Below are 21,287 nucleotides of genomic sequence, written 5' to 3'. Positions count from 1 at the left end.
ATCCCGGTCGGCGCCTGCGTCGTGCTACTTGACGACACCCCAGGCCTGCAGTCGCTGGTAGGCGAACTGGGCCTGCGCGTCCTTGCTGCCGCTGCGGATGTAGGCGGCGTAGTGCTGGCTGGCGGCGCGCTTGTCCTGCATCGTTTCGTAGGCGACCCCCTTCAGGAACAGCGTGGTCGGATTGCCCGGCAGCACGCGGTCGTAGGCGTTGAAGGCGGCCAGCGCCTCCGGCGCCCGGCCCAGTGCCAGCTTGGACACGCCGCGCTGATACATGGCCTGACCCTCGCCGGGATACACCTCGGCGGCGCGCGCGAAGTGGCGGTCAGCGTCGGCGTACTGCTTCTGCGCCAGCAGGCACTTGCCCATCAGCACGTTGCCGCAGTAGTCGTCCGGCGCGACCTTGAGCGACTGCGCGAAGCGCGTTTCGGCGTCGTCCAGCGACTTCTTCGCCATCAGCGACTCGCCCTCCTGCTGCGACTTGATCGCCGGGGCGAGCTTGCGCAGACCTGCCGTGTGGTCCATGTAGCGCTCGCGCGACAGCTTCTTGTTGCGCAGGCTGCCGTAGGTGTCCAGCGCTTCCCGCTCGGCGGTCGCGTAGCGCTCGTCCGACATCGGGTGCGACGAGAACATGGTCTGCAGCAGGCTGGGTTTTTCCTTGTGCTGGCTGCGCAGCATGTCCATCAGATTCACCATGCCGTCCGGGTTGTAGCCGGCGCGGGTCATGTATTCCAGCCCCAGCGCGTCGGCCTGCCGTTCGTCGGCCCGCGAGTAGCCGGCCAGCAGCGCGCTGGCGCCGACCTGGGTGGCGATGTTGGCGAGCGGCGCCGCACCGCGGTAGTCGGACATCGCCACCGCCACATTGACCGCCGTGGCGCCGACCTGCGCCACCATCGTGCGCCCGGCCTGCTTGGCGCTGTGGCGCGCGTTGACGTGTCCGGTCTCGTGGCCGAGCAGGGCCGCCAGCTCGTCTTCGCTGTCCATGTCCAGCATGATGCCGCGCGTGCACGCCATGCTGCCGCCGGGGAAGGTGTAGGCGTTGATGTAGTTGGCGTTGACGACGCGCGCGCTGTAGGGCACGTCGGGTCGATGCGTGTTCTTCGCCAGCGACAGTTCGATGTCGTTCACGTAGCGGTTCAGTTCGGCGTCCTGAACTGCGCCGTAGTCGGACGAGAACTGCTGCGGCGAGTGCTTGCGGTCGATGCCGATCTCGTCCTGCTCGGACAGCCCGACCAGCACCTGCTGGCCGGTGATCGGGTCGGTGGCACAGCCGGAAAGTTGCGGCAGCGTCACGGCGGCGCCGGCGATGCCGGACAGCCACAGAAAGTCGCGGCGGCTCATTTCGCGGCGGAAGAAGCGGTCGTGAGACATGGTCGTCGTCCTTCGTTGAGGTCGTCAGCGATAACGCCCGGGACGGCGTCGCCGCTGACAGGGCCGGGTCTGGCAGGCGCGCGTACCGCGCTCCTGTAATGCATCCGGATCAGGCCGGCTCGGCGTGTTCCACCATCAGCTGCACCCGGCGCACGCCCTGGTACTCGTTGATGTCCAGCCTGTAGGCCGCGGTCACCCGTTCGGGCAGCGGCTCGGCGCGGTTGAACCATATTGCATCGAACACGTTACCGTCCTTCGCCAGCGACAGTTTCAGGTGCTTGTCCTTCAGCAGACGCTGATTGCGCACTTCGAAGCGGTCGGCGAACACCGGCGGAGGAAAGCCCTGGCCCCAGGTTTCGGCTTCCATCAGGGTCGCCGCGTGCAGGTTCATCAGCGATGCTTCGAGCGCGCCGTCGGTCTCTATGGTGCGGGTCAACGCCGAAGGTTCCACCATGTCGGCGACCGCCTGTTCGAAGGCGTCACGGAAGCGCTCGAAATCGTGCTCGTGCACGGTCAGCCCGGCCGCCATCGCGTGGCCGCCGAAGCGGATGATCAGGCCAGGCTCGCGCTTGGACACCAGATCGAGCGCGTCGCGCAGGTGCAGGCCCGGTATCGAGCGGCCGGAGCCCTTGATCTCGCCCTCGTTGCCGCGCGCGAAGGCGATGGTCGGCCGGTGCGCGCGTTCCTTGACGCGCGAGGCGACGATGCCGATGACGCCCTGGTGCCAGTCCGCGTGGAACAGCGCCAGAGATTTCGATTCACCGATGTCTATCGTTGCCAGCTGCGCTTCCGCCTCTTCCTGCATGCCCTGCTCGATCTCGCGCCGTTCGCGGTTCATCGCGTCCAGCTGCTGCGCCAGCGACAGCGCGCGCGCGAAATCGTCGGTGATCAGGCACTCGATGCCGAGCGACATGTCGGACAGCCGGCCCGCTGCGTTCAGACGCGGACCGAGGGCGAAGCCGAGATCGAAGGCGTTGGCGCGCTCCGGTTCGCGGCCGGCGGCAGCGAACAGCGCGCGCAGGCCCGGCGTGAGCTTGCCGCTGCGGATGCGCTGCATGCCCTGGGTCACCAGCACGCGGTTGTTGTGGTCCAGCTTCACCACGTCGGCCACGGTGCCGAGCGCGACCAGGTCGAGCAGGTTGCCGAGGTTGGGCTCCTCGCGGCCGGCGAAGGCGCCGCGCCGGCGCAGCTCGGCGCGCAGCGCGAGCATGACGTAGAACATGACGCCGCAGCCGGCGATGGACTTGCTCGGGAAGGGGCAGCCCGGCTGGTTCGGATTGACGATCACGTCGGCCAGCGGCAATTCGTCGCCCGGCAGGTGGTGATCGGTCACCAGCACCGACATGCCCAGTTCGTTCGCCCGCGCCACGCCTTCGACGCTGGCGATGCCGTTGTCCACGGTGATGATGATGTCCGGCTCCGCGTGCGCGGCGAGATCGACGATTTCCGGCGTCAGTCCGTATCCGTACTCGAAGCGGTTTGGCACCAGATAGCTCACGCTGGCGCCCATCGCACGCAGCGCGCGGATGCCGATGGCGCAGGCGGTGGCGCCGTCGCAGTCGTAGTCGGCGACGATGAGCAGGCGCGCGTCGGCCTCGATCGCGTCGGCCAGCATCTGCGCCGCTTCTGCGGTGCCGGTCAGCGCGTCCGGCGGCAGCAGGGCCTTCAGCGAATAGTCGATCTGGCTGCGGTCCTGCACGCCGCGCGCGGCATACAGCCGGGCCAGCAGCGGGTGGATGCCCTGCTGTTCGAGCAGCGCGGAGCTGCGCGCCGGGATAGGGCGGTTGAGGATGAGGGTCACTGTCTTTTTAGGGGCTAGGGGCTAGGGGCTAGGGACTAGGGGTCAGGGGTCAGGGGTCAGGGGTCAGGGGGTGCGGGCGGCGCCAGAATTTCCAAAGGTCGCGGCGTTCCGTGGTCACGGCGATGGCGGCTTCGTCGCCGCTGAGGCGTACGGTGACCGACTGCACGTCGCCACGGCGCAGCGCGTCGAGCGCTGGTGCGATCCAGTCGCGGTCGAGTGCTTCGACCGCCTGCGTCCAGGCTGCGGCGTCCAGGTAAAGAGCGGGCGCCAGCGCGTCCTGCAGCAGCACGAGGTTGCCTTCCTGCAGCGCGACGCCGGTCTTGTCCGGCAGCGGCGCGGCGCGCACGCCGGCGGCGTGTGCCAGGCCGTGCGCCAGCGGGTCGTCAGCCCACAGCTGCATGCAGGGGATGTCGGCCCGTACCGGCAAGCTGCCTGCACCCCAGAACCACAGGCTGTTGATGGCCGGTCGCCCGGCCTCTTCGCGCGCGGCATTGACCGGGTGGTCGTGGAACAGCATCTGCGTTTCGTTCATCCACTGGCGCAGCTTCGCGCCGTCGGGGCCGGAGGGCATCGATGCGTCGATCTTGCGGCCGAGGGCTGCACCCGGCGGCACGGTGTCGACCCGCAATGGCTCGAGCAGCGACAGATGGCCGTGTCCGCCGGCCGGCAGGTGCAGCCAGCCGACGCTGGCAAAGTGGGCGTTCCACGAGGCGGCCAGCGCGGCCGCCTCGTGTGCGTCCGGGGCGACATCCGGGCGGTCGGTCAGCATCAGCGCGTCGCGTGCGAAGCGCAGATGGGTGGCGTCGGCCGCCAGCCAGCAGCGCGTGTCGGCGGGTTCGCCGGTTCCGGCCCAGCGCAGCGCGCCGAGCGGTGCATCGGCGTCCAGACCGAACAGGCCCGCCAGCAGGTGTTCCGGCGCTCGCGCCGGTTGTGCAATCCGCCGGCCACGGCCCAGCAGCACGGACAGCGCGGGGGTGCGGGGCGGCGGAAGGGGTGAGGTCGAGGGCCAGAGCAGGCCGGGCAGGACGAGATGCAGGGACATGGCCGTGAGTTTACCCGGCTTGCGGCGTGCCGCGACGGCGACGGATCGGCGGCACGTCGGCGGAATCCGACGCGGCGCTGCCGCATCATCCTTAGCGGGCGCAGGGGCGCCATCCGGTACCATGCCGACCCCATGAACTACGAAATCCTGCTCGGCCTGCGCTATGTGCGGGCGAAACGGCGCAACGGCTTCATTTCCTTCATATCCCTGATCTCCACCTTCGGGCTGGCGCTCGGGGTGGCGGCGCTGATCACCGTGCTGTCGGTGATGAACGGTTTCCAGAAGGAGTTGCGCACCCGCATCCTCGGCGTCGCCTCGCACATCCAGGTGACCGGCTACGACAACGAACTGGCCGACTGGCAGCAGGTGGCCGACGCCGTGCTGAAGAACCCCGAGGTCAAGGCGGCCGCGCCCTATGTCAGCGAACAGGCCATGCTGTCCTTCGACCAGACGGTGCGCGGCGCCATGGTGCGCGGCGTGCTGCCGGCGGCCGAGGACGGCGTGGCCGATTTCAGCCAGCACATGCGCGCCGGCAAGCTCACCGATCTGCAACCCGGCGGCTACGGTGTGGTGCTGGGCATCGAACTGGCGCGCGCGCTGCAGGTGCAGATGGGCGACAAGGTGACGCTGATCGCGCCGCAGGGGCTGGTGACGCCGGCCGCCGTGCTGCCGCGGCTCAAGCAGTTCACCGTGGTCGGCGTGTTCGAAGCCGGCCATTTCGAATACGACGCCAGCCTCGCACTGATCCACATGCAGGACGCACAGACGCTGTACCGGATGGAAGACCGCGTGTCCGGCGTGCGCCTGAAGCTGGGCGACCTGTTCGACGCGCCACGCGTGGCGCGCGAGCTGCACGCCCAGCTGGCCGGACAGGAGCTGCTGGTCGGCGACTGGACCCGCCAGCACGCCAACTTCTTCCGTGCCATCGCGATCGAGAAGAACATGATGTTCATCATCCTGTCGCTCATCGTCGCGGTGGCGGCCTTCAACATCGTGTCCATGCTCATCATGGTGGTGACCGACAAGCAGGCCGACATCGCCATCCTGCGCACGCTGGGCGCCAGCCCGGCCAGCATGATGGCGGTGTTCGTCGTGCAGGGCGCCGTCATCGGCGGCTTCGGCCTGCTGCTCGGCGTGGCCGGCGGCGTGCTGCTGGCGGCCAACCTCGACGTCGTGGTGCCGGCCATCGAGAAGATCGTCGGCGTGTCGCTGTGGTCCTCCGAGGTGTATTTCATTCCCGAACTGCCGTCGGAAATCCTGATGAGCGACGTGGTGACGGTGACGCTGATCGGCGGTGTGCTGACCCTGGTCGCCACGCTGTATCCGAGCTGGCGCGCGTCGCGCGTGCAACCGGCGGAGGCGCTGCGCTATGAGTGACATCGTACTCACCGACATCGTGATGAGCTGCCGCGGGCTGACCAAGGTGTTCCATCAGGGCAAGGTCGAGGTGCCGGTGCTGTCCGGCGTCGATCTCGACGTGGTGCGCGGCGAGCGCGTCGCCATCGTCGGCGCCAGCGGCTCCGGCAAGAGCACGCTGCTGCACCTGCTGGGCGGGCTTGACGTGCCGACCGCGGGCAGCGTGACGCTGCTGGGTCAGGACTATTCGTCGCTCGGCGAGGCAGCGCGCGGCAGCTTGCGCAACCGCGCGCTGGGTTTCGTCTACCAGTTCCACCATCTGCTGGCCGAGTTTTCGGCGCTGGACAACGTGGCGATGCCGCTGATGATCCGCCGGCAGACACGCGCCCAGGCGCGCGAGGCGGCCGCGGCCATGCTGGCCGAAGTCGGCCTGGCGCACCGGGTCGAGCACCAGCCGGGCGAACTGTCCGGCGGCGAGCGCCAGCGTGTCGCCATCGCCCGCGCGCTGGTGACGCAACCGGCCTGCGTGCTGGCCGACGAACCCACCGGCAACCTCGACAGCAGGACCGCCGACGGCGTGTTCGACCTGATGCTGACGCTGAGCCGCACCCGCGGCACCAGCTTCGTCATCGTCACCCACGACGAGAGGCTGGCGGCGCGCACCGACCGCACCGTGAGGCTGGTGGACGGCCGGTTCTGACCCGGGCTGCAGCGGCCTGTCGGGGTCAGAAGACCCCTCCCACAGAATCTCGGCTTAGGCTCCGGAAGTGACTCGGGCGCCTCCCCTGTGGGAGCGGCTCTGGCCGCGACACGGCGGACGAAGGTGCGCGGCGCTAGGGCAGCGCGCTGTCCCACAACGCAGCGCGCAGGTCGGCGTCGGCGATTTCGTCCAGCCGCTGCTGCACCGTCATCGCGAACGCTTCCGACGCGCGCCCGGATCTGACCACGGCGATCTGCATGCGCAGATCGTCGATCATCGCCCACTCCGCGTCGGACAGCAGCGTGCGCGTGTCGGGCGCTGTCCGCGTGCGGGCGTCGAGGTCACCGCCAAAGCACTGGTAGACCGCGAACTTGTCGCCGGTCAGCATTTTGGCCTTCTGCGTCGTTCGGCGCGGCGGCGCCAGTTGCGGATCAGATGCCAGCGCCAGGTACCGAGTACCGCGACATAGCCGAGCCCGGCCAGCGTCAGTGCCAGCAGTGGCAGACCGATCAGCAGCGGTTCGCCGAGCGCGAAGAACCAGTGGGTCAGCGCTTCGATCCAGCCGGTGAAACCCGCATCGTCGGGGATGACCGGGGCCTGGAAGCGTGCGCCCTCCGGCATCTGCAGACCGAGCAGCGGCATCACCAGCCGGCCGTAGGCCCAGGCGACCGCATACAGCGGCACGATGGTGAGCGGGTTGCTGTAGAAGGTGACCACCATCGCCAGCGGCAGGTTCACCCGCAACAGCACCGACAGCAGGGCGGCGCTCAGGATCTGCAGCGGTCCGGGGATCAGTCCGGCGAACAGACCGACCGCGACGCCGCCGGCGCAGCTGTGGCGGTTCAGCCGCCACAGGCGCGGGTGGCCCAGCGTATCGGCAAAGGGCGCCAGCCAGCGGTTGCGGCGCAGGCTTTCGGTGTCGGGCAGGTAACTGCGGATGATTTTCTTCATGTGTCGAGGCAGGTCGTCGCGCACAGCGTAGCGTCAAGACGAGCCGCCGGGGCGTGGCCGACGTCGCATCCTGCCTGCTCTGGATCGGCGCCGCGGGCGGAGGTTCCGGCCGCGCGAGATGGGGGGGTGTTGTCGAGATATGCCATGCGGATGGTTCGGCGATAATCGACGCATGTCCATCCGCCTCGCATCGTCACTGGTGGCCGGCGCCTTCCTGGCGTCGCGGCTCGCACGGCTGCCCGACTGGCCGCAGCTCGGCGCGCTGGCGGTGCTGGCGCTGGTGTGCATGCTCGCTGGGCGCCGCCTGCGTAGGCTGTCCTGCCTCGGTGTGCTGCTGGCGTCGTTCTGCTGGGCTGCCGGATGGGGGCTGACGCAGCTCGACGGGCGTCTGGAGGGCGGACTCGAAGGACGTGACATCGACATCGTCGGCGTTGTCGCCGGCTTGCCCGTGCGTATCGAGCGCGGTCTGCGCTTCGATTTCGACGTCGTGCAGGCGCCGCCCGGTGTGCCGGCGCGCATCGTGCTGAACTGGTACGACACGCGCGGCGAGCAGGCGTCGCCGGCGCGCCCCGCGTTGCCGGCCGGCAGTCGCTGGCAGTTGCGCGTGCGACTGAAGCGGCCGCACGGCAACATGAATCCGCACGGCTTCGACTACGAGGGCTGGCTGTTCGCACGCGGCATCGGCGCCACCGGTCACGTGCGTATTTCCGGCGACGCCGTGCCGCGCATGCTCGACGCCGAGGCAGCGGGCGTTGGCTACGCCGTGCAGCGCGCGCGGCAGGCGGTACGCGAGCGCTTCGAACGCGCACTCGGTGTGGTCGACGGTGTATCCGTCACCCATCCTTGGGCGGGCGTGCTGATCGCGCTGGCGATCGGCGACCAGCGCGCGATTCCGCCGGCGCAGTGGGATCTGTTCGAACGCGCCGGCTTGACCCATCTGGTGTCGATTTCCGGCCTGCACGTGACCATGGTGGCGGCGCTGGCCGGCTGGCTGTGTGCGGCGGTCTGGCGCCGCGTGCCGGCGCTGGCGCTGCGCTGTCCGGCCCAGCGGGCGGGCGTGCTGGCCGGGCTGCTGGCCGCCACCGCCTACTGCGCGCTGGCCGGCTTCGGCATTCCGGCGCAGCGCACGCTCATCATGCTCGCCACCGCCAGCCTTGCGCTGCTGGCCGGGCGCTTCTCGTCGCCCTCGCGCGCGCTGGCGCTGGCGGTGGCCGTCGTGCTGCCGCTGCATCCGCTGGCGGTGATCGACGCCGGCTTCTGGCTGTCCTTCGGTGCCGTCGCCTTGCTCTTCTATGCCGCAGCAAGCGGCGTCGGCGCCGCTCACCCGCTGCGTCGCTGGCTGCGGGCGCAGGCGGCGATCACCGTCGGGCTGGCGCCGCTGACGCTTGCGCTGTTCGGCCGCATGTCGCTGCTGGCACCGCTGGTCAATCTGTTCGCGATACCGCTGGTCAGCGGACTGATCACGCCACTGGCCCTGCTGGCAGTGCTGCTGCCGATCGACCTGCTGCTGCTGAGCGCGCACGCCTTGACCTCGATGCTGATGAGCGTGGCGGCGCTGCTCACGACGCCGGACTGGGCGCTGTGGCACGGCGCCGCACCGCCGTCGTGGGCGGTTGCTGCAGGCGTGGTCGGCGCCGGCTGCGCGCTGGCGCCCGCCGGGTGGAGCGGGCGCGCGCTCGCGCTGCCGCTGATGCTGCCCATGCTGCTCTTCACGCCGCCGCGACCGTCGCCCGGCGACATGACGGTCACCGTGCTCGACGTCGGGCAGGGGCTGGCGGTGCATGTGCAGACGGCCACGCATGATCTGGTGTTCGACACGGGCCCGCGCTATGGCGCCGAAGCCGATGCCGGCGAGCGCTTGCTGCTGCCTTACCTGCGCGCTGTCGGCGTGCGCCGGCTCGACCAGCTGCTGGTCAGCCACGCCGACAGCGACCACTCGGGCGGCGCGGCTTCGCTGCTCGATGGCATGCCGGTCGAACGGGTGCTGTCGTCGGTACCGGCGCACGACGGGCTGCGGCTGTTGCGGCCGGACACGGAGGACTGCGCCGCCGGACAGCGGTGGTCCGCCGACGGCGTGCGGTTCGAACTGCTGCACCCGCCGCCGGGGGCCGTGGCGCGCGGTGCGCGTTCGAGCAACGCGCTGTCCTGCGTGCTGCGGGTGCAGTCGGCGCACGGCGTCACGCTGATCACCGGCGACCTGCTGGCCGACGGAGAAAGCGCGCTGGTGGCGGCAGGTGCGCCGCTGGCTGCATACCTGCTGGTCAGCCCGCACCACGGCAGTCGCACGTCTTCCACGCAGGCCTTTGTCGATGCGGTGGCGGCGCGCGAGGTGGTGCATGCAGTCGGCTATCGCAACCGCTTCAATCATCCGCATCCGGCCGTCGCTGCGCGTTACGAGGCCGCCGGCGCGACCCAGCGGCGCAGCGACCGCGACGGCGCCATGCGCTATCGCTTCACGGCGGCGGGCATCGCGATCGAACGCAGCCGCGAGCAGGACGCGCGCTACTGGCACAATCGGTTCTAGGGGCTAGGGGCTAGGGGCTAGGGGCTAGGGGCTAGGGGCTGGGGGTTAGGGGTTAGGGGTTAGGGGGCGACATGGGCGTGATCGACAAGGTGGCGGCGTGGTTCGGGCGGGCGCGGGTGAGCGAACAGCCGCGGCTGCTGCACGTGCAGTGTGCCAACCCGAAGGGGCTGCACCGGATGGCCTATGCCGAGTGGGGCGAGCCGGACAATCCGCGAGTGCTGGTGTGCGTGCACGGGCTGACCCGGGTCGGCCGCGATTTCGATTTCCTCGCGCAGCGCCTGTCGGCGCATTACCGGGTGGTCTGCCCCGACGTGGTCGGGCGCGGTCGCAGTGACTGGTTGCCGGATGCGGCCGGTTATGGCGTGCCGCAGTACGTCGGCGACATGGTGACGCTGATCGCCCGCCTCGGCGTCGAGCAGGTGCACTGGTTCGGTACTTCGATGGGCGGGCTGATCGGCATGGCGCTGGCCGCGCTGCCGCAGACGCCGGTCACGCGCATGGTGCTGAACGACGTCGGTCCGGTGGTGACCGCGGTCAGTCTGCGACGCATCGCGGAATACGTGGGCAAGGCGCCGAAGTTCGCGTCGCTGGACGAGGCCGAGCGCTATATCCGCGTGGTCAGCGCGCCCTTCGGCCCGCTGACCGACGCACAGTGGCGCCACCTGACCGTGCACGTGACGCGGCCGACGGCGGAGGGCGGTTTCGAAATGGGCTACGACCCGGACATCGGCAAACCGCTCGCCGCCATGCAGTTCCTCGGCGACATCGAACTGTGGAACCTCTACGACGCGATACGCTGCCCGACGCTGTGCGTGCGCGGTGCAGAATCCGACCTGCTGACGCACGACACGCTGATGCAGATGGGCGAGCGCGGCCCTAAGGCGCGCACGCTCGAGATACCCGGTGTCGGTCACGCGCCGATGTTCATGGACATCGCGCAGACCGCGCCGGTCGAACAATTCCTGCTGGAAGATTCTGCTTGATGAACAAGGACGAAATCATCGCCACCACCCGTAACTGGATCGAGAAGGCGGTCATCGGGCTCAATCTGTGCCCGTTCGCCAAGGCGGTGTATGTGAAGGAGCAGGTGCGTTACGTGGTGAGCGAGGCGAAGCACCTCGACGGTCTGCTCGAAGACATCGACCGCGAAATCAGCTTTCTTGCCGAAGCCGACCCGCAGCAGGTCGATACCACGCTGATCATGCATGCCTCGCTGCTGGAGGATTTCCTCGATTTCAACGACTTCCTTGATCTCGTGGACGAAGCGGTCAGCGAGCTGGGCCACGAAGGTGTGATCCAGGTCGCCGCCTTCCACCCGCAGTGGCAGTTCGCCGAAACCGAGCCGGACGACATCGGCAACTACACCAACCGCGCGCCCTTTCCGACCATACATCTGTTGCGCGAGGCCAGTGTCACGCGCGCGGTCGATGCCTTCCCGGAGGCGGAAAGCATCTACGAGCGCAATATCGAGACGCTGCAGAAGCTGGGCATCGACGGCTGGCGCGCGCTCGGTCTGCCGGACGGGCGACGCGAGCGCTGAGCGGCGCGGTCGCGTCCGCTTGCGTCAATCGAACTCGGAATAGGTGTTCAGTTCGGCGCTCAGCTTCGCCCAGTCACAGGCCTGATGGTGCAGCCCCGACGGCGTCGGGATGTCGATTGCGAAGCTGCGGCCGTCGGCGCTGAGCAGGCCGGTGCCGTGGATCGCCGGCCCGTCCGGCTGCGCCGGGTCACGCACCACCACCTTCATCGGACGCCCCGGCACGGCGGATTCGAGCCGCAGGCGGTTGGAATGATTCGTCAGGTCGACGACGTATTCACACGTGCGCGCATCAGTCATGACTCACCTCCCGCTGGATGGTGCTGTCAATCTAGCACCGTCCGCCGGTTCGCGTCAGGTGAGGCAGGTTCAGGCGGCGGCCGTTTCCGGCTCGGCCACGCGGGTGAGCGCGCTGGCGCGCGCCAGCGGCATTTCGACGATGAAGCGGGCGCCGCCGCCTGGCGGTGATTCGGCGCGGATGCGCCCGCCGTGGCGCGACACGATGCGCGACACGATGGCCAGGCCTGCGCCCACGCCCGGATGTTCGGCCGCCGGGTGCAGGCGTTCGAATACGCGGAACAGCCGGTGCGCCTGCGACGGGTCGAAGCCGGGGCCATTGTCGCTGACCGCGTAGCAGGCGCGGCCCGACTCTATCCAGCCTTCCACCGTCACTTCGCTGCGCGGTTGCGCGCGCGAGAACTTCAGCGCGTTGTCGATCAGGTTCTGCCACACCTGACGGAACAGTACCGGGTCGGCCAGCGTGTCGGGCAGCGTGCCGATGTCGACCTTGACGCACTTGTCGTCGCGGTAGCCGGGGTGCGAGGCGACCACCTCGCGCACCAGCGCGGCCGGGTTGATGCGCTGTACCTGCGGCGACTTGCTGCCGATGCGCGAGAAATCGAGGATGGCGTCGATCAGCTCACCCATGCGCACCGTGTTGGCGACGATGCGGTCCAGATACAGGCGTTGTTCGTCGTTCAGGCTGGCCGCCGCCTCTTCCAGCAGGATGCGCGAGAAGCCGTCGATGGCGCGCAGCGGCGTGCGCAGGTCGTGTGCGCACGAATAGCCGAAGGCGGCCAGATCGTCGTTGAGCTGGCGCAGTTCCAGCGTGCGCGCGGCGACGCGCTCTTCGAGGTGTTCGTTCATGTCGCGCAGGCGCCGTTCCGACGTTTCGAGTGCGCACAGGGTGCGTTCCTGTCGCAGCGTGGCGCGACGCAGTTCGAGTTGCGATACGACGTGACGCGCCAGTGCGGCCAGCGATTCGATCTGCCCGGCGCTGAGCTGGCGGGCGACGTGGTCGGCCACGCACAGCGCGCCGACCGCATGACCTTCGGGCGTCACCAGTGGCGCGCCGGCGTAGAAGCGGATGTGCGGCGCACCGGTGACCAGCGGATTGCCGGCGAAGCGCACGTCGGCGTGCGTGTCCTCGACCACGAACACTTCGCGCTGCGCGATCGCGTGGCCACACAGCGCACTGCTGCGCGGCGTCTCGTCGGGCCCGCCGCCGGTACGCGCCTTGAACCACTGCCGGTCGCGGTCGATCAGGCTGATATAGGCCATCGGTGTCCCGCAGAGCCGGGTGGCCAGCAGCACGAAGTCGTCGTAGAGCGGATCGGCGTCGGTGTCGAGGATGGCGTACTCGGCCAGCACGGCGAGTCGTTCGGCCTCGTCGGGCAGGGCAGGGGCGGGCGTGAAGTGCATGTTCTGGGCGACCTCGGATGGGTGGTGTGGCCGGTCAGTGGCATACGCCGCGCACGCTGCGACAGCGCAGCCAGTCTGGGCAGGCCAGCGAGGACCGGACGGCCGCATGGTGCCGCGGCATGCCCGTGTTCATGTTGATCATGGACAAGGTTCATGCCGGACATATCTTCGGCATATCACTTTGGTTTACATCGATTACCCGTGCCATTCCTCGACCTGCTGGGGCATGATCCACGGCTCTCATGGAAGCGGACGTCTACATGCTCGACATCCTGTACCGCGACGAGGTCATGATTGCCATCGACAAGCCGTCCGGCCTGCTGGTGCATCGGACGGCGCTCGATCGCCACGAAACCGAGTTCGCGGTGCAGCGGCTGCGCGACCAGATCGGCCGGCGCGTGTGGCCGGTGCACCGGCTGGACCGCGGCACCTCGGGCGTGCTGGTATTCGCGCTCGACGCCGCGGCGGCACACGCGCTGGCACAGCAGTTCGCGCAGCACCTGCCGGCCAAGCGCTACCTCGCCGTGGTGCGTGGCCACCCGCCGGAGTCGGGCGAGATCGACCACCCGCTGCGCCGCATCGACGACGCGATCGACCCGCGCGGCGCACGCGAGGGCGCCGAACCGGTGGCGGCACAGCCGGCCGTCACCCGCTACCGCCGCCTGGCCGTGGCCGAAATGCCGGTGGCGATCGACCGCTACCCGAGCAGCCGCTACGCGCTGGTCGAGGCGATGCCGCTGACCGGCCGCACGCACCAGATCCGCCGTCACCTGAAGCACATCGCCCATCCGGTCATCGGCGACGCGACCTACGGCAAGGGCGCGCACAACCGCTACGTCGCCGGCCTGTGCGGCGAGTCGCGGCTGCTGCTCGCCTGTATACATATGCATATCCGCCACCCGCTCAGCGGCGCCGGCATCGAACTGCGCTGCGGGCCGGGCACGGCTTTCGAGCGTCTGGCAGAGGCGTTCGGGTGGAATGCGGCGGTGCTGCTGCCTGACGCCGTGCATCCGCTGCGTGGCAGTCAGTAGGCGGCACCCACCCGCACACGCTGGTGCGCTCTGTGGGAGGGGGCTTCTGACCCCGACAGAAGCCTGGATCGAAGCCGGCGGACCCGCAACCGCTGCGTCGCGGTCAGAAGACCGCTCCTACAGTAGGTGCGCGCACGATCCGCCACCGAAGCCGTGATTCTGTGGGAGGGTCTTCTGACCCCGACATGAGCCTGTATCGGAGCCGGTGGACTGCAACCGCTGCGTCGCGGTCAGAAGACCGCTCCTACGAGGGGACGCCTGACCGGTCGCCCGAGCCGGTGATCCGTGGGCGCGCCAGACCGGTTCCGTGCGGCGTCCAGCATCGATGCGCAAGCCGCGATAGTCCGTTCGGACTATCCATCCCCATATTTCATGTCATGGCAAGGACACCTTGGGCCGCGAAAATCCGGCCTGAAATTTTCCCTGCCTGCCATGAAAAACATCCTTGCCCTCGGCGCCCTGCTGGCGCTTGCCCCTTCTTTTGCCAACGCCTGGTGGGACGAGGCGTGGACCGCCCGCCGCACCATCACGCTCGACACCTCCGCCACCGGCGTGGCGATCACTGCGCCGCAGTCGTCGGTACCGGTCGCCGTGCGGCTGCACAGCGGCAATTTCGACTTCACTGCGGCGAAGGAAGACGGCTCTGACTTGCGTTTCGTCGCCGGCGATGACAAGACGGTGCTGAAGCACCACGTCGAGCGCTACGACAGCCTGAACGAATTGGCGGTCGTATGGGTGCAGGTGCCGCTGATTGCGCCGGGCCAGAGCACGACGCTGTATGCCTATTTCGGCAACGCCGCGGTCGGCAGTACGCCGGACAGCAAGACCACCTGGGACGGCTCGACCGTCGGCGTGTGGCAGTTCGCCGAAGCGGCACCGCTGGCTGACGCGTCAGCCAGCGCACTGACCGCGACCGGCACTGTCACGCTGCAGAAAGCGGCGCTGCTGGGCGACGCGGCGATCTTCAACGGCACCGCGCTGCGCGTCCCGGCCGCACCGCAGCTAGCGACCTCCGCCGGCGGCGCGTGGACGATGTCGGCCTGGATCAAGCCGGCGGCGGCGCAGCAGGCCACGCTGTATGCGCAGGGCACGCTGACGGTGAAGGTCGAGGACAGCGCCTATGTGCTGAACGTCGGTGCCACCCGTGTGGCGGGCGGCGCACTGAAGCCGGGCGCCTGGCAGCACGTTGCGGCGACGGTCGGTGGCGGCAAGGCGACGCTCTATGTCGATGGTCAGCCGGTTGCTTCGGCCGATGCCACGCTGCCGGCCGAACAGGCCGAGGTGGTGATCGGTGACGCCTACAGCGGCGAACTGGACGAGCTGCAACTGGCGAACACGACGCGCAGTGCCGACTGGATCAAGCTGGCCGCGGCCGGGCAGGGCGCCGACGCGACCTTCGTGACGGTGCGCGAGGACGTGGCCGAAGGCGAAGAGGGCGGCCACAACTATTTCGGCATCCTGATCGACAACCTCACGGTCGACGCCTGGGTGGTCATCGTCATCCTCGCCGTCATGTTCGTCGTCAGCTGCTGGGTGATGATCGCCAAGGCCCTGCTGGTCGGCCGCATCGACGGCGACAACCGCGCCTTCCTGCAGCGCTTCCGTGGCGCCAGCACCGACTTCCTGAAGCTGGACCAGGGCGCCACGCACAAGAGCTCGTCGCTGTTCCGCCTGTACGGCGCCGGCCTGCGCGAGATCCGCAAGCGCTTCGACGCGCAGGGCGAGGCGGCCGGGCTGACCGGTGCATCGATGGACGCGATCAAGGCATCGATCGACGCCGATCTGGTGCGCGAGTCGCACAAGCTCAATTCGCAGATGGTGCTGCTGACCATCGCCATTTCCGGCGGCCCCTTCCTCGGCCTGCTCGGCACCGTGGTCGGCGTCATGATCACCTTCGCCGCGATCGCCGCTGCAGGTGACGTGAACGTGAACGCCATCGCGCCGGGCATCGCCGCCGCGCTGCTGGCTACGGTGGCCGGTCTCGCCGTCGCCATCCCGGCGCTGTTCGGCTACAACTACCTCGCGTCGCGCATCAAGAACATCAGCGCCGACATGCAGATCTTCGTCGACGAGTTCATCACCCGCGTCGCCGAAGTTCACGGCCGATAGGCACAGGCCCGCCCATGTCCGCCGATGTCAAGGACGACAACCAGCCCTACGACGAAATCAACGTCACGCCGATGCTGGACCTGGCCTACGTGCTGCTGGTGGTGTTCATCATCATGACCACCGCCTCGGTGCAGGGCATCAAGGTCGAGGCACCGCAGACGCAGACGGTGTCGTCGCTCGCCAAGCCGCAGACCAAGGCCATCACCATCACCGCCGCCGGCGACGTGTTCCTCGATGCCTACCCGGTCGACATGGCCACGCTCGAAGCGCGGCTCGGCCAGTACAAGAGCGCCAACCCGGCGCTGCCGGTGGTGCTCAAGGGCGACGCCGCGGCGCACTACGAGAAGGTGTCGGCCGTGCTGGAAATCTGCAAGCGGCTGGACATCACCGAAGTCGGGCTGGTGACCAAGAAGGTCGCCGGTTGAGGATGCGCGCTCATGCAGATTAATACCGAGGCGAAGCCCTACGACTCGATCAACGTGACGCCGATGCTGGATCTGGCCTACGTGCTGCTGGTCGTGTTCATCCTGATGACCACGGCCGGTGTGCAGGGCCTGACGATGACGCTGCCGAAGCCGTCGAACAAGCCGAGCACCGAACAGCACGAAGTGAAGATCGTGCAGGTGATGGAAAGCGGCGCACTGATGGTCAATGGCGTCGGCGTCACGCTCGATCAGCTCGAAGGCCAGCTCAATGCGGCGCGCGCGCGCGATCCGAAGTTCAGCGTAATGATCCGTGGCGAGGCGCGCGCGCCTTACAACGGCGTCATCCAGGTGGTCGACCTGGTGAACCGCATGGGCATCGAGAACGTCGGCCTCATCACGTCGCGGATCGGTACCTGATGAGTGCGCTGGCCGAAGATTCCGTCGATCTGTCGCGCGGCGCGCGTGCGCTGCGTGTGGTCTCGCTGCTGGTCGGCATCGCGTTGCTGGTGGCGGCCGGAATGTGGCTGAAGGACCTGTTCTCGAAGCCCTCGGCACCGACGCGACAGGTGACGAAGATATCCATCATTCCGGATACCCCGCCGCCGCCGCCTCCGCCGCCGACGGAAGAGAAGCGGCCCGAGCCGCCGAAGGACATGAAGGAGGTGAAGGTCGAGCAGCCCAAGCCGGTCGAGGCGCCGCCTCAGCAGGCCGAACAGCTGAAGATGGAAGGCGCTGCGGGTGACGGCCCGAGTCCGTTTGCCGCTGGCAGCGTCACCAGCGAATACAAGGGCGGCGACGTCGGCACCACGATAGGCGGTGGTCCGGCCAAGCCCAACCGCATGCAGTACGCCTTCTTCACCAACGCACTGCAGCGCCACATCCAGGAAGAGCTGGCGCGCAACCGCGATGTGAAGCTGCTCGATTACCGCGTCACCGTCGCCATCTGGCTGGGCCGCGATGGCAGCGTGCGGCGCGCCGAGCTGGTGGACAGCACTGGCGACGACAAGGCCGACGCCGCGCTCTCTGCCGCGCTGGCGCAGATGCGCGCCTTCCGCGACGCGCCGCCCTCTGACATGCCGCAGCCGATACGTCTGCGCATCACCAACCGGATGACCGGTTGAGCACACCTACATACGACACTCCGGAACCGAAGTGATGAAGAAAGCCCTGCCCACGCTCGCGCTTGCCGCGCTGTTCGCACTGCCCGCGCAGGCGAATGAAGGCGCATCGATCGACACCCTGCGCCAGACCACGATGAACCTGATCGACGCGCTGGTCGATACCGGCGTGCTCACCCGAGAAAAAGCCGACGAACTGATCAAGGCGGCCGAAGCCAAGGCCGCGAAGACTGCGGCGAAAGCGAAGAAGGACAGCACCGTGCGCGTGCAGTACGTGCCGGAATCGGTGAAGGCGGAAATACGTGAACAACTGAAGCAGGAAGTGCTGGCGCAGGCACGCACCGAAGGCTGGGCGGCGCCGAACGCGATTCCGGAGTGGACGGAGCGGATCAAGATCGAGGGCGATCTGCGGGTGCGTTACCAGGATGACAGCTTCCCGAAGAGCAACACGCCGATCGCCGGCTTCGCGCCCGGTGCGGCGGGCAATCCGGCCGCGCTGAACACCGACTACCCGTTCGCGACGCGTTTTCCGGCTGGCGTCGATCTGGACGACAACGGTCTGCCGACTGGCAATGCGACCGACGACGTGAACCGCCTGCGTCTGCGGGCCCGTCTCGGCGTGCTGGCCAAGATCAATGACACGGTGAGCGCCGGCTTGCGCTTTACCACCGGCAACGTGACCGACCGCGTATCGACCAACCAGACCCTGGGCAGCGGCTTCAACAAGTACAGCTTCCTGGTCGATCGCGCCTACATCAAGTTCGATCCGGTGGAGTGGGCGTCGGTCAGCGGTGGTCGCATCCCCAACCCCTGGTTCTCGACCGATCTGGTGTGGGACGAGGATCTGAACTTCGACGGCGTCGCGGTGAACCTGCGCAACGTGACGCCGACGCAGTCGCTGCGTCCGTTCGCCACCGCCGGCTGGTTCCCGCTGCGCGCCGACAACCCGCCGAACGCCGAGAAGCAATGGCTGGCCGGCGGTCAGATCGGTGCCGAGTACGACCTCAGCAGCTCGACCCGCTTGCGCGTGGGTCTGGCGAAGTATCACTACAGCCGCATCGAGGCACGCACCGACACCAATTTCGATGCGATCGGTCCGCTGCCCGGCTACGGTCGCTACGAACACTCCTCGGCGCTGCGTCAGAAGGGCAACACGCTGGTGCTGACCAACCCGGGCGCCGGTGCCGCCTTCGGCGAGACGACGCCGATCTACGGTCTGGCGTCGAAGTTCGAACCCTGGGTGCTGACCGCGACCGCCGATCTGGCGCACTTCGATCCGGTGCATGTGCTGCTGTCCGCCGAGTACGTGAAGAACACCGGCTTCGACCGTGGCGACATCCTGCGCCGCACCGGTCTCAACCTGACCGACGGCAAGGACACCGCGTATCACGTGCGCCTGATGGTGGGCATGCCGTCGGTGCGGCTGGCGGACGACTGGCAGGTGTTCGCCTCCTACAAGTACATCGGCTCCGATGCGCTGATCGACGGCTTCACCGACTCCGACTTCGGCCTCGGCGGCACCAACCTGAAGGGTTTCGTGCTCGGCGGCAGTTACGGCCTCTACCGCGATACCGCGGTCGGTTTGCGCTGGTACTCGGCGCGCAATATCCAGGGCATGACCTACGACCCCGCCGTCATTGCCGGACAGCGCTACGAGGTCGACACCGTCATGGTCGACATGAACGTGAGGTTCTGACGATGAAGATGCCGCTGATCGCATGTGCGCTGCTGCTTGCCGCCGGCCCTGCACTGGCGCAGAACGCCTCGCGCGAACAGGAGCAGCTGCGTCGCCTGCGCGCGCAGGCGCAGCAACTGCAGCAGGCGCTGGCGGCCGAACAGCAGCAGCGCCAGGCCGCGGCAGCGGAACTGCAGTCGCTGAAGCAGACGCAGGGTGCCGAACTGGAAAAGCTCGGCGAAGAGGCGCAGTCCGCTCGCCGTCGCGCCGGCAGCGTGCAGAAGCAGCTCGACCAGGCGCAGCGGGAACTGGACGAACTGCGCGCCGCGCACAGCGCGCTGACTGCCCGTCACGAACAGACGGCCAGCCGTCTGGCCGAGCGCGAGCGCGATCTGGGCGACACGCGCAACACGCTCGCCACGACCGCGCGCGAACTCGAACAGACCCAGGCCCGCGCCGGCCAGCTCGGCAGCCGCCTCGACCAGTGCACGCAGGACAACGTCGCCCTCTACCGCACCGGTATCGAAATGCTGGACCGCTGGCGCGACCGCACGCTGGGCGAACGCACCGCTCAGGGCGAGCCCTTCACCCAGATCGGCCGCGTCAAGCTCGAGAACCTGGTCGAAACCTGGCGCGACCGGCTCGACGAAAAGCGCATCGGTGCCGCGCCGTCGGCGGCGCGCTGACGACGGTCGCATCGTCCTTGCTGCTGCACCTGCACACGATTTTCGCGCCTTTCGGGCCGCGACAGCCCATTGCCCAAACCGTTTGCTGGCGGGGTTTCCCGGCGCGCGGACTACGCAACATGGGCCGTTCGGACTACGAATTGCCGGCCGACCTGAAATGTTTTCGTCACCTGCGCTGACTACCTTGCGCCCGGTACCCGAGGACGGATTTCTTTACAGCACATAGTCCGATCGGATCATCAATTTTTCCGCCGGGCAGCGGGTGCGTGTAACGCACCCCCCGCACGATTCACCCCGCTTCCTCGTGGAGCAGGGAGGTTCGGCGGACGCCGGATTCCACCCACGAAATTCTTCAAGGAGATTCATATGTTCAAGATGAAACTGCTGGCCGCCGTCGCTGCCATCGGCATGTCGGGCGCCGCCAGCGCCGGTATCAATGCGACCAGCACCGGCAATACCGAGCTGGTGTTCAATGCCTACGTCAATGGCGTCGGCTATACCTTTGATCTGGCTGACTCCGGATTCAACGGCCTGTTCGGCTCCAACGTCCGCATGAACAGCCTGATCGGTTCGTCGCACGTCGCAGGTACCAGCGCCACCGGTGCTGCCCAGCTTGCTGCGACGACGGTGTCGCTGACGCAATCGCTGTCCGCTGGCGACATCGTGTTCGACGCTGCGCTGACCGGCTTCGACAGCTTCATGTCTGTTGCAGGTGGTGCGACGACGTTCAAGTGGAACGTGTGGTCCGGTGAGAGCTCGGGTATCCGTCGCATCATCCAGACGGTCGCCGATACGCCGACCCAGAAGCTCGAAACGAGCTCGATCAACTCGGCCGTCTTCGCGTACTCGGGGTTCACTCTCAACAACAGCCAGGGCGGCACTCACAACGCAAACGACGTGTTGGTTGATGGCTACCGTGTCACCACGGACCAGGATCCGGAACTTGCCCGTGCCTACACGCTGGGTTCGCGCCTTGCCGGCAGCTATGCCAGCTTCGGCGACTTCGGCGATGAGCTCGATATGTACGTCGTGCGCGGCTTCGGCAGCGGTGACGACGCGAACCTCGGCGGCGTCGCACAGCTGGTCGGCGACAACTCGCTGGCCGTGACGGCCAAGGTCTATGTCGGCGACACCGGCGAGTACCGCCTGCAGATCGCCGTTGTGCCCGAACCGGAAACCTACGCGATGCTGCTGGCCGGTCTCGGCCTGATCGGCTTCGCCGCCCGCCGCCGCGCCTGATCCTTCCCCAATCGCACTGAAGGT

The 21,287-nt window shown here is 68.1% G+C and carries 20 protein-coding genes; 13 read left to right on the top strand and 7 right to left on the bottom strand.

Going from position 1 to position 21,287, the window contains the following annotated elements; all coding sequences use genetic code 11:
- Window positions 1-24 precede the first annotated feature (24 nt).
- The 3 genes from WDZ97_RS13310 to WDZ97_RS13300 all read right to left on the bottom strand — a co-directional run bounded on the left by WDZ97_RS13310 (window position 25) and on the right by WDZ97_RS13300 (window position 4,211).
- The gene (locus WDZ97_RS13310; RefSeq protein ID WP_425763052.1) at window positions 25-1,368 is read right to left on the bottom strand and encodes a M48 family metalloprotease; all 1,344 of its coding nucleotides are present in this window, start codon (window positions 1,366-1,368) and stop codon (window positions 25-27) included.
- 109 nt (window positions 1,369-1,477) lie between these two features.
- Window positions 1,478-3,169 carry a single-stranded-DNA-specific exonuclease RecJ gene (gene recJ, locus WDZ97_RS13305; RefSeq protein ID WP_425763051.1) on the bottom strand — a complete coding sequence of 564 codons (1,692 nt, stop codon included), beginning with the start codon at window positions 3,167-3,169 and terminating at the stop codon, window positions 1,478-1,480.
- A gap of 49 nt (window positions 3,170-3,218) precedes the next feature.
- The gene (locus tag WDZ97_RS13300) at window positions 3,219-4,211 is read right to left on the bottom strand and encodes a hypothetical protein (protein WP_425763050.1); all 993 of its coding nucleotides are present in this window, start codon (window positions 4,209-4,211) and stop codon (window positions 3,219-3,221) included.
- 132 nt (window positions 4,212-4,343) lie between these two features.
- On the opposite strand from WDZ97_RS13300, the gene WDZ97_RS13295 reads away from it, so the two are divergent.
- A complete protein-coding gene (locus WDZ97_RS13295) occupies window positions 4,344-5,588 on the top strand; it encodes a lipoprotein-releasing ABC transporter permease subunit (RefSeq protein WP_425763049.1) in 1,245 nt (414 codons plus the stop codon).
- Window positions 5,581-6,267 carry a lipoprotein-releasing ABC transporter ATP-binding protein LolD gene (gene lolD / locus WDZ97_RS13290; RefSeq protein ID WP_425763048.1) on the top strand — a complete coding sequence of 229 codons (687 nt, stop codon included), beginning with the start codon at window positions 5,581-5,583 and terminating at the stop codon, window positions 6,265-6,267. Before WDZ97_RS13295 ends, lolD begins: the two co-directional genes overlap by 8 nt.
- Window positions 6,268-6,400: 133 nt before the next feature.
- Here the strand turns inward: lolD and WDZ97_RS13285 are convergent, their stop codons facing one another.
- Window positions 6,401-6,655 (bottom strand): hypothetical protein, encoded by a 255-nt coding sequence (locus WDZ97_RS13285; protein ID WP_425763047.1) that lies wholly within the window; start codon window positions 6,653-6,655, stop codon window positions 6,401-6,403.
- Window positions 6,649-7,218 (bottom strand): DUF2062 domain-containing protein, encoded by a 570-nt coding sequence (locus WDZ97_RS13280; protein WP_425763046.1) that lies wholly within the window; start codon window positions 7,216-7,218, stop codon window positions 6,649-6,651. The genes WDZ97_RS13285 and WDZ97_RS13280 overlap by 7 nt, the downstream gene beginning before the upstream one ends.
- Before the next feature lie 172 nt (window positions 7,219-7,390).
- Between WDZ97_RS13280 and WDZ97_RS13275 the strand changes: the two genes are divergently transcribed.
- The 3 genes from WDZ97_RS13275 to WDZ97_RS13265 all read left to right on the top strand — a co-directional run bounded on the left by WDZ97_RS13275 (window position 7,391) and on the right by WDZ97_RS13265 (window position 11,282).
- Window positions 7,391-9,742 carry a ComEC/Rec2 family competence protein gene (locus WDZ97_RS13275; protein ID WP_425763045.1) on the top strand — a complete coding sequence of 784 codons (2,352 nt, stop codon included), beginning with the start codon at window positions 7,391-7,393 and terminating at the stop codon, window positions 9,740-9,742.
- Between the two features lie 71 nt (window positions 9,743-9,813).
- The gene (locus WDZ97_RS13270) at window positions 9,814-10,725 is read left to right on the top strand and encodes an alpha/beta fold hydrolase (protein ID WP_425763044.1); all 912 of its coding nucleotides are present in this window, start codon (window positions 9,814-9,816) and stop codon (window positions 10,723-10,725) included.
- Entirely contained in the window at window positions 10,725-11,282 is a 558-nt protein-coding gene (locus WDZ97_RS13265; protein ID WP_425763043.1) for a DUF1415 domain-containing protein, read from the top strand. The genes WDZ97_RS13270 and WDZ97_RS13265 overlap by 1 nt, the downstream gene beginning before the upstream one ends.
- Before the next feature lie 24 nt (window positions 11,283-11,306).
- Here the strand turns inward: WDZ97_RS13265 and WDZ97_RS13260 are convergent, their stop codons facing one another.
- Entirely contained in the window at window positions 11,307-11,579 is a 273-nt protein-coding gene (locus tag WDZ97_RS13260; protein WP_304005624.1) for a hypothetical protein, read from the bottom strand.
- A 69-nt stretch (window positions 11,580-11,648) separates the two neighbouring features.
- Window positions 11,649-12,980 carry a sensor histidine kinase gene (locus WDZ97_RS13255; protein WP_425763042.1) on the bottom strand — a complete coding sequence of 444 codons (1,332 nt, stop codon included), beginning with the start codon at window positions 12,978-12,980 and terminating at the stop codon, window positions 11,649-11,651.
- A gap of 242 nt (window positions 12,981-13,222) precedes the next feature.
- Here WDZ97_RS13255 and WDZ97_RS13250 point away from each other — a divergent pair, with 242 nt between their 5' ends.
- The 8 genes from WDZ97_RS13250 to WDZ97_RS13215 all read left to right on the top strand — a co-directional run bounded on the left by WDZ97_RS13250 (window position 13,223) and on the right by WDZ97_RS13215 (window position 21,263).
- Window positions 13,223-14,011, top strand: a complete 789-nt coding sequence (locus tag WDZ97_RS13250) for a pseudouridine synthase (protein ID WP_425763041.1) — start codon at window positions 13,223-13,225, stop codon at window positions 14,009-14,011.
- Between the two features lie 432 nt (window positions 14,012-14,443).
- A complete protein-coding gene (locus WDZ97_RS13245; protein WP_425763040.1) occupies window positions 14,444-16,120 on the top strand; it encodes a DUF2341 domain-containing protein in 1,677 nt (558 codons plus the stop codon).
- A gap of 14 nt (window positions 16,121-16,134) precedes the next feature.
- A complete protein-coding gene (locus tag WDZ97_RS13240; RefSeq protein WP_019917086.1) occupies window positions 16,135-16,545 on the top strand; it encodes an ExbD/TolR family protein in 411 nt (136 codons plus the stop codon).
- Window positions 16,546-16,557: 12 nt separating this feature from the next.
- The gene (locus tag WDZ97_RS13235) at window positions 16,558-16,962 is read left to right on the top strand and encodes an ExbD/TolR family protein (protein ID WP_296807435.1); all 405 of its coding nucleotides are present in this window, start codon (window positions 16,558-16,560) and stop codon (window positions 16,960-16,962) included.
- Window positions 16,962-17,666 (top strand): TonB family protein, encoded by a 705-nt coding sequence (locus WDZ97_RS13230; RefSeq protein ID WP_425763039.1) that lies wholly within the window; start codon window positions 16,962-16,964, stop codon window positions 17,664-17,666. The genes WDZ97_RS13235 and WDZ97_RS13230 overlap by 1 nt, the downstream gene beginning before the upstream one ends.
- Before the next feature lie 34 nt (window positions 17,667-17,700).
- Window positions 17,701-19,359, top strand: a complete 1,659-nt coding sequence (locus tag WDZ97_RS13225; protein WP_341423308.1) for a putative porin — start codon at window positions 17,701-17,703, stop codon at window positions 19,357-19,359.
- A gap of 2 nt (window positions 19,360-19,361) precedes the next feature.
- Complete coding sequence (locus WDZ97_RS13220; RefSeq protein WP_425763038.1) at window positions 19,362-20,024, top strand: hypothetical protein; 663 nt, start codon at window positions 19,362-19,364, stop codon at window positions 20,022-20,024.
- 366 nt (window positions 20,025-20,390) lie between these two features.
- A complete protein-coding gene (locus WDZ97_RS13215; RefSeq protein WP_425763037.1) occupies window positions 20,391-21,263 on the top strand; it encodes an FxDxF family PEP-CTERM protein in 873 nt (290 codons plus the stop codon).
- The last annotated feature ends 24 nt before the right edge of the window (window positions 21,264-21,287 follow it).

This window comes from Methyloversatilis sp. MC4-4 (genome assembly GCF_049843555.1).
Lineage (GTDB): Bacteria > Pseudomonadota > Gammaproteobacteria > Burkholderiales > Rhodocyclaceae > Methyloversatilis > Methyloversatilis discipulorum_B.
This window is presented reverse-complemented; position numbering and strand designations above follow the sequence as displayed.

Coding starts and splice junctions, on each gene's coding strand:
- WDZ97_RS13270 (WP_425763044.1), top strand. CDS start 9,814: ATGGGCGTGATCGACAAGGTGGCGGCGTGGTTCGGGCGGGCGCGGGTG.
- WDZ97_RS13255 (WP_425763042.1), bottom strand. CDS start 12,980: ATGCACTTCACGCCCGCCCCTGCCCTGCCCGACGAGGCCGAACGACTC.
- WDZ97_RS13215 (WP_425763037.1), top strand. CDS start 20,391: ATGTTCAAGATGAAACTGCTGGCCGCCGTCGCTGCCATCGGCATGTCG.
- WDZ97_RS13245 (WP_425763040.1), top strand. CDS start 14,444: ATGAAAAACATCCTTGCCCTCGGCGCCCTGCTGGCGCTTGCCCCTTCT.
- WDZ97_RS13310 (WP_425763052.1), bottom strand. CDS start 1,368: ATGTCTCACGACCGCTTCTTCCGCCGCGAAATGAGCCGCCGCGACTTT.
- WDZ97_RS13260 (WP_304005624.1), bottom strand. CDS start 11,579: ATGACTGATGCGCGCACGTGTGAATACGTCGTCGACCTGACGAATCAT.
- WDZ97_RS13265 (WP_425763043.1), top strand. CDS start 10,725: ATGAACAAGGACGAAATCATCGCCACCACCCGTAACTGGATCGAGAAG.
- WDZ97_RS13300 (WP_425763050.1), bottom strand. CDS start 4,211: ATGTCCCTGCATCTCGTCCTGCCCGGCCTGCTCTGGCCCTCGACCTCA.
- WDZ97_RS13285 (WP_425763047.1), bottom strand. CDS start 6,655: ATGCTGACCGGCGACAAGTTCGCGGTCTACCAGTGCTTTGGCGGTGAC.
- WDZ97_RS13295 (WP_425763049.1), top strand. CDS start 4,344: ATGAACTACGAAATCCTGCTCGGCCTGCGCTATGTGCGGGCGAAACGG.
- WDZ97_RS13280 (WP_425763046.1), bottom strand. CDS start 7,218: ATGAAGAAAATCATCCGCAGTTACCTGCCCGACACCGAAAGCCTGCGC.
- WDZ97_RS13220 (WP_425763038.1), top strand. CDS start 19,362: ATGAAGATGCCGCTGATCGCATGTGCGCTGCTGCTTGCCGCCGGCCCT.
- WDZ97_RS13235 (WP_296807435.1), top strand. CDS start 16,558: ATGCAGATTAATACCGAGGCGAAGCCCTACGACTCGATCAACGTGACG.
- WDZ97_RS13250 (WP_425763041.1), top strand. CDS start 13,223: ATGGAAGCGGACGTCTACATGCTCGACATCCTGTACCGCGACGAGGTC.
- lolD (WP_425763048.1), top strand. CDS start 5,581: ATGAGTGACATCGTACTCACCGACATCGTGATGAGCTGCCGCGGGCTG.
- WDZ97_RS13230 (WP_425763039.1), top strand. CDS start 16,962: ATGAGTGCGCTGGCCGAAGATTCCGTCGATCTGTCGCGCGGCGCGCGT.
- WDZ97_RS13240 (WP_019917086.1), top strand. CDS start 16,135: ATGTCCGCCGATGTCAAGGACGACAACCAGCCCTACGACGAAATCAAC.
- WDZ97_RS13225 (WP_341423308.1), top strand. CDS start 17,701: ATGAAGAAAGCCCTGCCCACGCTCGCGCTTGCCGCGCTGTTCGCACTG.
- WDZ97_RS13275 (WP_425763045.1), top strand. CDS start 7,391: ATGTCCATCCGCCTCGCATCGTCACTGGTGGCCGGCGCCTTCCTGGCG.